General features: G+C 49.9%; 11 protein-coding genes. 4 read left to right on the forward strand and 7 right to left on the reverse strand.

Annotation, left to right across the window (positions count from 1 at the left end; translation table 11 throughout):
• Nucleotides 1-2: 2 nt before the first annotated feature.
• The 7 genes from ACO6UX_RS03315 to gloB all read right to left on the reverse strand — a co-directional run bounded on the left by ACO6UX_RS03315 (nucleotide 3) and on the right by gloB (nucleotide 10,447).
• Nucleotides 3-1,028: an ABC transporter permease gene (locus ACO6UX_RS03315; RefSeq protein ID WP_101745792.1), complete on the reverse strand. Its 1,026-nt coding sequence runs from the start codon at nucleotides 1,026-1,028 to the stop codon at nucleotides 3-5.
• A gap of 6 nt (nucleotides 1,029-1,034) precedes the next feature.
• Nucleotides 1,035-2,123 (reverse strand): microcin C ABC transporter permease YejB, encoded by a 1,089-nt coding sequence (locus ACO6UX_RS03320; RefSeq protein WP_422444856.1) that lies wholly within the window; start codon nucleotides 2,121-2,123, stop codon nucleotides 1,035-1,037.
• 12 nt (nucleotides 2,124-2,135) lie between these two features.
• Complete coding sequence (locus ACO6UX_RS03325; RefSeq protein ID WP_422444858.1) at nucleotides 2,136-4,121, reverse strand: extracellular solute-binding protein; 1,986 nt, start codon at nucleotides 4,119-4,121, stop codon at nucleotides 2,136-2,138.
• A 119-nt stretch (nucleotides 4,122-4,240) separates the two neighbouring features.
• Nucleotides 4,241-6,043: an extracellular solute-binding protein gene (locus tag ACO6UX_RS03330; protein ID WP_422444860.1), complete on the reverse strand. Its 1,803-nt coding sequence runs from the start codon at nucleotides 6,041-6,043 to the stop codon at nucleotides 4,241-4,243.
• Between the two features lie 28 nt (nucleotides 6,044-6,071).
• On the reverse strand, nucleotides 6,072-7,877 hold the full coding sequence (locus tag ACO6UX_RS03335) for an extracellular solute-binding protein (RefSeq protein WP_422444862.1): 1,806 nt from the start codon (nucleotides 7,875-7,877) through the stop codon (nucleotides 6,072-6,074).
• Between the two features lie 119 nt (nucleotides 7,878-7,996).
• Entirely contained in the window at nucleotides 7,997-9,622 is a 1,626-nt protein-coding gene (locus ACO6UX_RS03340; protein ID WP_422444864.1) for a LysM peptidoglycan-binding domain-containing protein, read from the reverse strand.
• A gap of 42 nt (nucleotides 9,623-9,664) precedes the next feature.
• Nucleotides 9,665-10,447 carry a hydroxyacylglutathione hydrolase gene (gloB, locus tag ACO6UX_RS03345; protein WP_422444866.1) on the reverse strand — a complete coding sequence of 261 codons (783 nt, stop codon included), beginning with the start codon at nucleotides 10,445-10,447 and terminating at the stop codon, nucleotides 9,665-9,667.
• Between the two features lie 232 nt (nucleotides 10,448-10,679).
• Between gloB and ACO6UX_RS03350 the strand changes: the two genes are divergently transcribed.
• Genes ACO6UX_RS03350 through nudC form a run of 4 tightly spaced genes read left to right on the forward strand, consistent with a single transcriptional unit; the run spans nucleotide 10,680 to nucleotide 13,563 of the window.
• On the forward strand, nucleotides 10,680-11,504 hold the full coding sequence (locus tag ACO6UX_RS03350) for a methyltransferase domain-containing protein (RefSeq protein WP_422444868.1): 825 nt from the start codon (nucleotides 10,680-10,682) through the stop codon (nucleotides 11,502-11,504).
• Complete coding sequence (gene rnhA, locus ACO6UX_RS03355) at nucleotides 11,488-11,928, forward strand: ribonuclease HI (protein WP_101745800.1); 441 nt, start codon at nucleotides 11,488-11,490, stop codon at nucleotides 11,926-11,928. The genes ACO6UX_RS03350 and rnhA overlap by 17 nt, the downstream gene beginning before the upstream one ends.
• A 35-nt stretch (nucleotides 11,929-11,963) precedes the next feature.
• Nucleotides 11,964-12,677 (forward strand): DNA polymerase III subunit epsilon, encoded by a 714-nt coding sequence (dnaQ, locus tag ACO6UX_RS03360; RefSeq protein ID WP_422444870.1) that lies wholly within the window; start codon nucleotides 11,964-11,966, stop codon nucleotides 12,675-12,677.
• A gap of 52 nt (nucleotides 12,678-12,729) precedes the next feature.
• Nucleotides 12,730-13,563, forward strand: coding sequence for an NAD(+) diphosphatase (nudC, locus tag ACO6UX_RS03365; RefSeq protein ID WP_422444872.1), 834 nt, complete (start codon nucleotides 12,730-12,732; stop codon nucleotides 13,561-13,563).
• Nucleotides 13,564-13,635 lie beyond the last annotated feature (72 nt).

Consider the following 13,635-nt stretch of genomic DNA (forward strand, 5'->3'; position numbering starts at 1 on the left):
CTTTAATAGTATTTTCTCGGGTCCAACGCATCCCGGCACGCTTCACCGATAAACACCAGTAACGTGAGCATAATGGACATGACCAGAAATGCGGTAATTCCCAGCCAGGGTGCCTGAAGGTTGTTTTTGCCCTGAGCAATCAACTCACCAAGGGAAGGGGAGCCAGCCGGCAGGCCGAAACCCAGGAAATCAAGGGAGGTCAGGGTGGTAATGGCTCCGGTCAGAATAAAGGGCATAAACGTGACCGTGGCGATCATGGCATTGGGTAAAATATGGCGGAACATCAGACGCCCATTGGTCATCCCCAGGGCCCTGGCGGCCCGAACATACTCCAGGTTTCTGCCCCGGAGAAACTCGGCACGCACCACATCCACCAGTGCCATCCACTGGAATAACAGCATAATACCCAGCAGCCACCAGAACCCCGGCTCGACAAAACTGGCAAGGATGATCAACAGGTAGAGATTGGGCATGCCCGACCAGATTTCAATAAAACGCTGTCCGAATAAATCGATTTTGCCGCCGTAAAAGCCCTGCAGAGCGCCAACCGCAACACCGATGATGGTACTGAAAAAGGTCAGTGCCAAACCGAAAAGTACCGAAATGCGGAAGCCGTAAATCACCCGGGCCAGCACATCACGCCCCTGGTCATCGGTGCCCAGCCAGTTGTCAAGGGAAGGGTGGGCGGGGGCAATACGGGCGTAATTTATGGTGTCGTAACTGTAGCGAATGGGCGGCCAGAGCATCCATCCTTTGGGCTCGACCAGTTCTTGGGCAAATTCCTGTCGGTAGTCCATTTCCAGTTCAAACTCTCCGCCAAAGGTGGTTTCCGGATAGGTAACCAGGGTCGGGAAATAGGGGCTGCCATCGTACCAGAGCAGCAGCGGCTTATCGTTAGCCACCACCTCTGCCAGCAGGGTTATGACGAAGAGAATGCTGAATAGCCAGAGCGAAATATAGCCCCGGCGATTCTGCTTGAAATTCTGCCAGCGGCGCTGGTTGAGCGGATTAAGTTTGAACCTTGTCATTCCACGTCAGTCCCTGGCTTCGAAATCAATACGGGGGTCCACGACGACATAGGTGAGATCGCCGAGGAGTTTGATCAGCATACCCAGCAGGGTGAAGATATAAAGAGAGCCAAACACCACGGGATAATCCCGGTTGATGGCCGCTTCATAGCCAAGCAGTCCGAGCCCATCCAGAGAAAAAATGATTTCAATCAGCAAGGAGCTGGTAAACAGGATGCCAATTAATGCCGCAGGGAAGCCGGAAATCACCAGCAACATGGCATTACGGAAGATATGGCCGTACAGGACTTTACGGTCATCCAGTCCTTTGGCCCTTGCGGTTTGCACATACTGTTTATGGATTTCATCCAGGAATGAATTCTTGGTCAGCATGGTCAGTGTGGCAAAACCACTGATGACCATACAGATAATGGGCAGTATCATGTGCCAGATATAGTCCCGTATCTGACCCATAAAACTTAATTCCTCGAAGTTGTCTGATACCAGCCCTCGCAGTGGGAAAACGTTCCAGTAACTGCCACCGGCAAACAGCACGATTAACAGAATGGCCAGAAGAAAGCTCGGAATCGCATAACCCGTGGTGATCACAGCGCTTGACCAGATATCGAACCGGCTGCCGTGTTTCAATGCCTTGCGAATACCCAGCGGAATGGAGATCAGGTAGATGATCAGGGTGCTCCACAGGCCCAGTGAAATCGAGACCGGCAGTTTCTCCTTAATCAGGTCCACTACTTTGGCATCGCGGAAAAACGAGTCGCCAAAATCAAAGGTCAGGTAGTTTTTGATCATCTGCACAAACCGCTCATGGGCTGGCTTATCAAAGCCGTACAGTTGCTCGATATCCTTGATCAGTTCCGGGTCAAGACCTCTGCGACCGCGATATTCACTGCTCTCATCCAGACTCATCTGTTGGACTTCGGCATTACCGGAGCCTCCGATTCGGCTGATGGCGTTGACTTCAAAACCCTCAAGTTTGGCAATCATCTGTTCCACCGGGCCGCCGGGGGCGGCCTGAATGATAACAAAGTTCACCAGCATGATTCCGAACAGGGTCGGGATCATCAGGGCAAGTCGGCGCAAAATATAGCTGCTCATGGAGGGTTCCTGTTAACGGTTTTTTCTGCGGCGATAAATCCAGACAGGAATAAGGCCCAGCAATATCAGTGCTGAGTATAACCATGAACGGTCGTTTTCAGCGTTACCGGCGGGTTCGCTGGCATCGCCAGTGTTCCGGGATGAATGGGTTGTTGCATCCGGTTGATTGTCGATCCACCAGGTATAAATGTCGGTACTGTACAAAGGTTCTGATTCTGGCCTGATTAATCGGCTGGAATGGGCGATTCGGTCATAAGGGTAGTACCACTGGGGAATCAGGTACTCACCCCACAACAGCACCCGGTCCAGCGCTTTTACTGCAGTGGTAAGCTCCTCTCTGCTGGTGGCATCAATCACATGGTCAATCATGGCATCCACTACCGGATCTTTGATTCCCATGTAGTTACGGCTGCCTTTGGTGTCTGCCGCTTTACTGCCCCAGAACCCCGTCTGCTCATTACCCGGAGAGGCCGATTGGCCATAGCCGGCAACGATCATGTCATAGTCAAAGTCACGAATACGGTTGATGTATTGGGAGATATCAACGGTTCGGATCTTCAGTTCAATACCCATTTGTTCCAGATTTTTCTTGAAAGGCAGCGCTACCCGCTCAAGAGAGGGTTGTCCGAGCAGTAACTCAACCTCCAGGGGTTGGCCATTGTTATTGACCAGCTTGTTGTTCTCAAGGGTCCACCCTGCTTTTTTCAATAGCCGCAGTGCTTTTTTCAGTTGCGGCCGGATATTGCCGGAACCATTAGTCACCGGAACGCTATAGGGTGTGGTAAAGAGTTCTGCCGGTAACTGCTTGCGCCAGGGCTCAAGGAGTTTCAGTTCATCCCCCTCAGGAATGCCGGTGGCTTCCATGCCTGAATTGCCAAAATAGCTCGTCGAACGAAGGTAGCTGTCATGGAAAAGGTTACGATTCAGCCATTCGAAATCCATGGCATAGCCCATGGCTTTTCGGACCAGGGGATCCTGCAGGAAGTCCCGTCGCAGGTTGAAGGCAAAGCCCTGGATAGGCGCAGGGTTTCGGGTAGGGATGGTGGCCAGAATCAGTTCGCCGTTGTGAACCGGGGGCACGTCGTAGGCAGTGGCCCAGTTTTTGGCAATATTTTCATAGCGCAGGTCATATTCGCCCGCTTTCAGTGCCTGCAGGGCGACATGTTCGTCCCGGTAGTAGTCGTAACTGACCTCATCAAAATTATATCGGCCCCTGTTAACGGGTAAGTCTTTGGCCCAGTAATCCTTGACCCGCTGATAGGCAATGCTCCGGCCGCCATCAACACTTTTAACCTGATAGGGGCCACTGCCAAGGGGGATTTGCAGTGAGGCAGAGGAAAAATCATTTTCATCCAGTTCCCAGTGATGTTTAGGGAGCACAGGCAGCTCTGACAGAATAAAAGGCAGTTCAGGGTTATTGCTATGTTTGAATGTGAATTTCACCCGACGATCAGCAAGCACGGTGACGGTGTCCACATCGGAATAGTAACTGCGGTAGAAAGGGTGTCCCAGACGGGTCAGCAGTTCAAAGGTGTATTTTACATCGTCAGCAGTGATCCGCTGACCATCATGGAAACGGGCGTCGGGGTTCAGGTTAAAGGTAATGCTGCTGTTATCAGGGGCTTTTTCTGCGGACTCGGCGATGAGTGGATAGAGGGAGAAAGGCTCATCACGGCTCTGGGTCATCAATGTGTCATAAATAAGCGCGATACCGCTAACCGGGGTTCCTTTGTTGGTGTATGGATTGAGGCTGTCAAAGGTACCACTGGCAGCCATACGAATACTGCCGCCTTTGGGGGCCTCCGGATTGACATAATCAAAGTGCGTAAAGGGTTTGCTGCCATATTTCGCTTCACCGTGCAGCACCAGTGACGTTTTAGCGATGACCTCGTGCTCTGACCCGGTGGTATTTCCAGAGGCAGTGGCTGATGACCCGCCGGAATAAGAGAGAGTTACCCCAAGGGTCAGCGCTGCAAGTGTAAGATAACCAGAATTCATGACCATCATAAGCAACCGTTAGTGTTGAAAAATCTCTGTGCAGTCTTGTATATAAGTAATCGTTCTAATATAGACTGAACCATGGATGGTTGTTAAGTACCCGTCAGGCTGGACTTATATCAATATTCCCGCCACCAGGTGCTTAAGCCATTGTCAAAAGGCGGGGCAAGCTCAGGGTGTTGCAGTCCCGGCCAGTAAACCATCGGCCAATAGGGGAGGTACCATTGAGGAATGACTGCATAGTGCCAGAGTACAATCCGGTCAATGGCCCGGGTGTAAAGAGTCAGCTCTTCACGGGTTGTTGCCATGATGGCGTTATCAATCATACGGTCCAGCGAGTCGAGTTTAATGCCGGAAAGGTTTTGTCCCGCGTCACTGTCTGCGCTGGCGCTGCCCCAGAAATTTTTCAATTCGGTACCGGGGGTAATGCCAGGGTAAAAGCCGTGAATGATCATATCAAAATCAAACGTGCGGATCCGATTGATGTACCGCGAGGCATCTACGGTATTGATGCTGGCGGCAATACCCAGTTCACTGAGATTGCGGACGAATGGAATCACAAAGCGTTCATGTTCAGGGTCAGTTAACAGAATTTCAAACTTCAGTGGTTGACCATGGGGATCAACAAGAGTTTTGTTGTCGTAGCGATAACCTGCCTCTTTCAACCATTGGAAGGCCAGTGTCTTGTTGTTTCGCCAGTTGCCTGAACCGTCTGTGTGAACCGGCTCCCAGCGGGCGGTAAACAGCTTATCAGGAAGCTCATCCTGCCAGGGAGCCAGTAACGCCTTTTCTTTTTCAGAAGGAGGCCCATCCGCGGCAAGGTCTGAATTAGAGAAAAGACTGTAGGCCTGATAATACATACCAAAAAACAGGTGTTGATTCATCCAGTTGAAATCCAGCGCCTGGGAAATGGCTTTTCTGACTGTTCGGCTGGCAAAAACCGGTTTTCTCAGATTGAATACAAACGCTCGCATGCCCAGACTTTTGTTGTTTATTTTTTCCTGAATGAATTTTGCTTTGCCTGTCTGCGTTGGTTTATACGCCTGTGACCAGCTTCGGGGATTGGCATCAATACGGAGGTCGTACTCTCCTTTTTTAAAGGCCTCAAGGGCAATGCCATCATCCCGGTAGTAGTCGGTTCTGATAAGATCAAAATTATGTCGACCTTTGTTGACGGCCAGGTCAGCTGCCCAATAATCCGTAACACGTTCATAGGTAACAAAGCGTCCGGGGCTGAACTCTTTTACCCGGAAAGGTCCACTGGACAGTGGGGGCTTCAGTGTCGCCTTGAAGAGATCACGCTCTGGCTGCTGCCAGTAGTGCGCTGGCAGCACCCTGAGTTGCGAAAGTCGAAGAATCAGACTTTTGGCTGGTGGCTCAGAAAAACTGAAACGAACGGACGTAGGCGATAGTGACTCGACATTCTCAATGATTCCATAAAGATGCCTGTAGTGAGGTGGGCCTCGTTTCTTCAGTGATTGAAAGGTATAGACAACATCTTCTGAGGTAATCGCGTGTCCATCATGAAACCGCGCATGGGGATTCAGATGGTATATGACCCATCGAAAATCATCGGGATACTCAATTTGCCGGGCGATCAGGCCATAGACTGAATAGGGTTCATCACCGGCCTTGACCATTAACGGGTCATAAAGAAAGTAGCTGCCATCCGCCCAGATGCCTTTTGGGGCAAACGTATTAAACGTATCAAAACTGCCGACAACGCCTTTTCTCAGAGTGCCGCCTTTGGGAGCATCGGGGTTGGCATAGCCAAAGTGGGTAAAATTTTCTGGATATTGCAGCGAGTTATGAAAGCTCAGTCCATGAGCTATCGTTGAATTTTTATCAGCAGGGTTTGCGAAAGCATGCACAGAGTAAATAAGACTGATAAATAGAAATCCATTTTTCAAAAAGTCAGTCATCCAGCGAGTTCCTTGCAATTAGCCACACTTATTGGTTTTTCTGATACCACCAGGTACTCAAATCCAGTGCATAGGGCGCAGGATTTTTCGGGTACTTCAGTTGCTGTTTGTGGACTATCAGCCAGTGGGGCTGGTACCACAGGGGCAGTACATAGTGGTTCCAGAGAATGATTCTATCCATGGATTTGACCAGCGTTAGCAGTTCCTCCCGGGAGTTGGCCCGGGGTATTTTCTCCGTAAGGCTATCAATGGATTTCAGCTTGATACCGGCAATATTTCTGGAGCCGTGCTGGTCAACGGTCGCTGAACCCCATAAGCTGGCCTGTTCTGTGCCGGGAGAGGGCGTGTGGGGAAAGGTGTACAGAACCATATCAAAGTCCTGGTTTCTGAGCCTTTCAACATATTGGGCAGCGTCTACGGTTCTTATAGTCAGTCTGATCCCCATGCTTTCCAGTGTCTTTTGTACTGGAATAAAGATCCGTTCCTCTTCAGAAGAGGATAACAGGATTTCAAGCTCCAGCGGTTTGCCGTTCTGGTTCACCAGCTGGTTGCTGTTGATGGTCCAGCCGCTCTGCTTTAGCAGGGATAGCGCTTTTCTTTTGCGATCCCGGCGGGTCATCCCGGGCTCATTCCCCGGTGGAGTCCATGCCTGATCCAATGCTTGTTTCGGAATTTCATGTTTCCATACTGAGAGCAATTCTGTTTCCTGTTCTGAGGGTTTTCCCGAAGCTCCCAGTTCTGTCCCGGCAAAAACGCTGTCTGCCCGATGGTACATACCATGGAATAGGTGTCGATTGATCCAGTCAAATTCGATGGCGTATCCCAGCGCTTCTCTGACCCCCGGCTCTGATAGAATCTCTCTTCTGGCGTTGTAGGTGATGGTTAAGGTCTGCGGGTTATGATTGCTTAAAGATGTGCGAATTAATTGGTTTTTTTTCAGTGCTTCATCCCGTATCTGGTCGTGCCAGACGCGAGGGTCGCTGATGGTTTTGAGATCGTATTCTCCTTTCTGCAGAGCTTCTAAAAGGACATGGCTGTTTCGATAATATTCGTATTGAATGCGGTCAAAATTGTGTCTTCCCCGGTTAACGGGCAGATCTTTCCCCCAGTAGTTGTCGACCCTGGCAAAGGTTATTGAGCGGCCGGGCTCTATTTTAATGGGTTTATAGGGGCCACTGCTGACAGGAATCTCCATGCCGGGAGAAGAGAAGTCACGGTTTGCCCAATAGTGTTTGGGAAGAATGGGCATTTGCCCCAGAATCAATGGCAGTTCCCGGTTATTGCTGTGCCTGAACACAAAAAGCACTCTGTGGCTGCTGGTGGCTTCTACCTTCTCGACATCCTGATAGAACTGCTTGTAAAACGTTGACCCTTTTTCCCGGAGCAGGTCAAAACTGAACTTAACATCATAAGCTGTGACGGGTTGGCCATCATGGAATCTGGCCGCAGAGTTTATGGCAAAGGCTACCCAGGTATTATCAGGGGCAAGTTCAATGCGCTCGGCAATCAGGCCGTATTTGGTCAGGGGCTCATCCCAGGATCTGGCCAGTAGTGTGTCATACATCATATAACTGCCAGCCGCGGCTGTGCCACGATCTATATAGGGGACAAGACTGTCAAAATGACCAATAACGCCCTGTTTCAGCTCACCACCTTTTGGTGCATCGGGATTAACATAGTTAAAGTGCCGGAAGCTCTCAGCATACCCGGGCTCACCATAAAGGCTGATGGCGTGTCTTAACCTGCTGTTCTGGTCGGCAGCGGACAGCATTGGACTGATACTCAAGACACAGATGATCAGCGGTGTTGTTAATCTGAAGACGGTAAACCCCATAGCCGTAATCCCGATGTCTGTTGTTTAAAGACTTATCTTATTTTTGGGAGAGATGATCAAAGCTCAGGACCTTCCAGCACAAAGCTATCAGGATAGCATCTGCCGGAAAGGTGGGGGAGTCAGAAGTTGCGGGTTACATTGACAAATAATGTGACCTGCTGGCCGGGGTGAATAAATTTGCCACTCATATCGCTGTTCCAATCTCTGATCTGGGCGACATTCACATTAAACTTTGAGGCAATTTTGGCCAGGGAGTCACCGGAACGGACTTTGTAGTGTACCTTTCTCACAACCGCATTTTGTGAATCCTGTTTCTTCCAGACCACCAGCTTCTGATTAATTCGCAGCGTATCTTTGGGAGACATATTGTTCCAACGAGCCAGCTCGTTAACACCAACCTCATACTTTTGGGCAATGGTCCAGAAGCTGTCGCCAGACTTTACCAGATACTCAACTTTGTAACGGCCATTCACCGAACGATCTTGCTTTGCTGCAAGGCGCTGGCCAGCACTGAGTGTGTAACTTTCTGCTGTTTTCGCCGCTACCGGGATCATCAGGCCCTGACCAATACGGATAATGGTTCCGCTGAGTTTATTGGCCTCGGTAATGACATTGACACTGGTCCGGTATTTCATGGCAATGGTGCTCAGGGTGTCACCCGAACTCACTGTGTAGCGATCCCATTTTACCCGTTTCTCCGGCGGCAGGTTTGCCAACTGAGTCCGGAAATGTTCAGCATGAGAGACTGGAACTACCAGGTGGTGAGGCCCCTCCGGTGGCGTTGACCAGCGGTTCAGCCCGGGGTTGAGTCGGTAGAGTTCTTCCAATTCGACCCCTGACAGTTTGGCTGCCTTGGCCATATCCAGCTGACCACTGGTATCTACCTTGGCGAAGTAGGGCTTATTGGGAATTTTGTTCAACTGGACGCCATGTTTGGATGGGTTTCGAACCACTTTGCCAAGAGCGATCAGTTTCGGCACATAGGCCGTGGTTTCTCTGGGAAGGTCAAGTGCCCAGAAACGGGTAGATTTACCGAGCTTTTTGTTTTTCCGAACAGCCCGCTGTACCCGGCCGGGGCCAGAGTTAAACGCTGCCAGTGCCAGCTCCCAGTCGCCAAACCTGTTGTACAGGGTTTGCATATAGTCCAGTGCTGCACGGGTAGAATGTACCACATCCCGGCGACCGTCATACCACCAGTTCTGATGGAGGCCGTAGTGTTTACCCGTTGCCGGCATAAACTGCCAGAGCCCTGAAGCACCTGCATGAGAGTATGCGAAAGGATCGAAGCTACTCTCTACAATGGGCATCAGTGCCAGTTCAAGGGGAACATTTCTCGCTTCCGCTTCTTTGACAATAAAATAGAGATAGGGCTCTGAACGTTTGGAAATCTGGCTGAAGTAAGACTTGTGACGTTTATACCAGTTCAGTTCAGCCTGAATTCGCGGGTTATTCTGGTCAAGATCCATTGCCAGACCTGACTGAATGCGAACCCACAGGTCGTCGATGATCACCGGTTCTTTTTTTTCAGGCGTTATCTTCTCCGGTGTTGTGACCTCCGCTTTTTCCACAGAAGGCTTTTCAACAATAGGCCTGGTTTCTTTCTTGACCGTGGATGCCGAAGATGAGGGCGAGTTACTCACCAGCTGACAACCCGTCAGAAACAGCGAAAGGGCCAGCGTTGGCAGAGTCCGTCGGGGAGGGCCAAAAGTAAATCGCTGGCCTGTTAAGTAGGGGGCTTTGGTCATATATAGGGTTCTGAGTATTATCAGTTCATTATTTTACCACTATCAAAAATTATCCTTCCATGCTCGGATTACCCTTAGAACGTCGATTGGGCTGGCACTTGAGGACGGATCCCTGTCAGAGGCGGCTTGAATAACTTCCGGTTGGTCTGATCTGAGGAACGGATTTGTGTCCAATTCCTTTCTCAGGGTTGAGGGCACGGTAGGCCGGTTTTCAGAGCGCAACTCAGCGACTTGCATAACCTGTTCCTGTAGCTTCCGGTTATTTGGCTCCACTGCTCGGGCAAACTCAAGATTGGCCTGGGTGTATTCATGGGCACAGTAAATCCGTGTATGGCCAGGGAGTGAAGCCAGACGGGACAGACTGCTGTACATCTGTTCTGCCGTCCCTTCAAATAATCGGCCGCAACCACCAACAAATAGAGTGTCTCCACAAAAAAGCGCTGGATTTTCATCCTCGCCGGAATCGGTAAAGTAAGCAATATGGTCCAGTGTGTGGCCGGGAGTGGCCAGAATTTTAAACTGGCAGGTGCTGAGCTCAACCGTATCATTATCACGCAAAGGGTGAGTGATTCCCTTGATGTCCGGGTTATCAGGACCGTAAACCGGAATATTTCTGTTGCGGGTCAGTTCAGCGACTCCGCCAATATGATCAAAGTGGTGGTGGGTAATGAGAATACCCACCAGATTGAGTCCATGATGATTCAGTGCCTGTTCAACTGGCCTGGCATCACCGGGATCAACCACAAAAACATCCCGGCTATCCGGTGAATGAAATATCCAGATGTAGTTGTCATTAAATGCGGGTATCGGAGATATAATCAGCATCGCCTTGAATGTCCTTTCTTTCATCCCTGTGATCATCGTTGATACTGCTGCACAGGGAAGATCAGTTTTGAGCCTGTATGTGCTATGAGGTTGTCCGGTTGAAGATGTTATAGCCGATATCTGCTGATGTCATAGAATAATATTTTCTGTATAAACTCGATCTTAACGAGGTTAACATGAACAGACCTGATGATGAAAAGTCTCTGGGATATTTATTGGTACAATAATTTGCATGATTCGACCATTTCAGAAAAGGACCAAAAGCAGTTTCTCTGACCGTATTGGAGGCTTGCGTCGCTGGCTGGATACCGACTCAGGAAGGTTACTGGTTGACTATGAAAAAAGTCTGCTGGAAAGAGAGTTAGGTACCATCTTTGGTTTCCATGCGGGGCAATACTCTGCCTCCTGGCATAAAGATCTGATGTTCAGCAGTCCGGTAAGAAGGCAGTTTATCCTCGGTTCCAGTCATCTTGCCGATTGCCCGAGACCACAGGTGATGGCTGATCCCCATTACTGGCCAGTGTTACCGGGAAGCCTGGATCTTGTTCTGTTGCAACACACGCTGGAAATTGTGGACAGCCCGCATCGCTTGCTCAGTGAGGCGGCGAATACCATTATACCGGACGGTAAGCTGATAATTATTGGCTTCAACCCTTACAGCATGACCAATATTGCCCGGTGGTGTGTACCAGGTCAGCGTCGTCTTCTCAGGGATGCGCACTTTATTTCGCCGTCAAGGTTGAAAGACTGGCTTGCCCTGCTCAATTTCAATGTGGAAAGAATCGTTTATGGTGGCTATGTTCAACCGCTGAAACGTTTCTTTACTGGTTTGCGTGGTGATCTGATTGAACAAAGGCTGGAACAACTCCAGCTGCCGGTCGGTGGCTTTTATATGATGATTGCCACCCGGGAAACCCCCGGGCTGACCCCGGTAAGAAAGGTGTGGTCCGATGTGCGCAGGCGTTTTGTCGGTCAGCCATTGACCCGCCCCAGTGCTGGTAGAACCAGTTCCGTGAAAGTAAACAAAGACTGGAGTTCTTTTGAGTCAGACAGTTGAAATTTTTACCGATGGTGCCTGTAAAGGAAACCCCGGGCCCGGTGGCTGGGGTGTGTTACTTCGTTACGGCACTGTAGAGAAAGAGCTATTTGGCGGTGAACCCGAAACCACCAATAACCGGATGGAACTTATGGCGGCGATAGAAGGGCTGAAGGCTCTGAAACGGCCCTGTTCAATAATTCTTACTACCGACTCCCAGTATGTCCGTAAAGGTATCACCGAATGGATGACCGGCTGGAAACGGAAAAACTGGAAAACAGCGGCGGGTCAGCCAGTGAAAAATCAGGATCTCTGGCAGCTGCTGGACCAACAGAATCAACGACACGATATCGATTGGCGATGGATCAAAGGCCATGCCGGTCATCGGGAAAATGAAATTGCTGACCGGCTGGCCTGTAAGGGTGCGGAAGCTTTCAAAAAGTAGACAGTCTTCTGGCCAATATTTGAGAACCGTTAACTATGCGACAGATTATTCTTGATACAGAAACCACCGGTATTGACCCTAAACAAGGGCACCGGGTTATTGAAATAGGCTGCGTGGAGATGATTGACCGGAAACTCACCGGTAACCATTACCATGCCTATATCAACCCGCAGCGGGTGGTAGAGCAGGAAGCCATCGAAGTTCACGGCATTACCAATGAGTTTCTGGCCGATAAGCCGGTGTTCAGTGCCATTGCCGATGAATTTCTCGAGTTTATTCGCGGAGCCGAGCTGGTTATTCATAACGCAGCGTTTGATGTTGGTTTTATCAACCATGAGTTTTCCCTGTTACGCCGGGGGTTCCCCAATGTAGAAGGCTGCTGTGGTGTGCTTGATACTCTGGCCCTTGCCAGAAAAAAACATCCGGGCCAGAAAAATAATCTGGATGCTTTATGTAAGCGGTATTTCATTGATAACTCTTCCCGAACCCTGCATGGCGCTTTGCTGGACTCTGAGATTCTGGCGGAAGTCTACCTTGCCATGACCGGCGGGCAGACGGCTCTTTCCCTTGGCAGCAGTGAGGATGGTGCTGGTGATTCGGAAGAGGGCAGTATTATCCGGCGACTGGCTGCAGGCAGGCCTGCGCTGCGAGTCATCTCTGTCAGTGATACTGAGTTGCAAAACCATCAAAACAAGCTGGAACAGATTCAAAAACAGTCGGGTAACTGCCTGTGGCTTGCTAACGATTAGTTCATAATTTTAATGTGTCTTCAGGGTATGGAAAGGAATCAAGGAGTTTACTTTGCCACTGGATCATGATCTTACCGATGTGATGGATGTGAACTATTCACCTTTGCAAGGCCTGCAACCTGAACTGATTGGCCAGTGCTGGCTGGTACTGTTTGAAGGACAGGTTGTTTTAAATGACGAAAGCACCGGAGAAAACTTCCTCTGGTACAGTCTCGACAAGTTTCAGCTGGCAATCAAACAACAGGCGATAGTCACCGGCTATTTTCATGGCAAGGCAGCAGGGATTGTTGAACTCACAAGTCTCACCGTTGAAACAGGTACTATAAGCATCAGGGCCTTACTGTCTGAGTCAGACTCAACGGTTTATAGTTTCCTTAGCCATGGCCTGCAGATCCTGACTTCACGCAGGGAACATGCCTTTTGTGGCTGTTGTGGTCATCAGATGCAGGAAAAAGTCGGAGAGTGGGCAATGGCTTGTGCCCAATGTGAGCACCATGCCTATCCGAGGATTTCTCCCTGTGTCATTGTCCTGGTGATCCGGGGGGAAGAAATGCTTCTGGTTCGACATCATCGCCATGGTAAAGCGTCAACCATGCATACGCTGGTGGCGGGTTTTGTCGAGCCCGGGGAGAGTGCCGAAGAGGCTGTGCATCGTGAGGTACTTGAGGAAACAGGCCTTACGCTGGGCAAACTCCATTACTGTTTCAGTCAGAGCTGGCCCTTTCCCCATTCATTAATGATGGGGTTTCATGGGGAGTACACAAGTGGTGAAATTGTCCTCGAAGAAAAGGAACTCAGCTTTGCCGGCTGGTTTCATCGGGATAATCCGCCAGAGCTGCCACCGGGTTTTACTATAGCCAGAAAGCTGGTGGATTTATTTGTTTGATATTATCCAATCATATTTAAATACTTATAAGAAACCTGAAATATTTGTGGCAAAGTTAATCATTGAGAAAGG

Origin of the sequence: Endozoicomonas sp. ALB091, from assembly GCF_049310265.1 — a bacterium.
In the GTDB taxonomy this organism is placed as follows: Bacteria; Pseudomonadota; Gammaproteobacteria; order Pseudomonadales; family Endozoicomonadaceae; genus Endozoicomonas.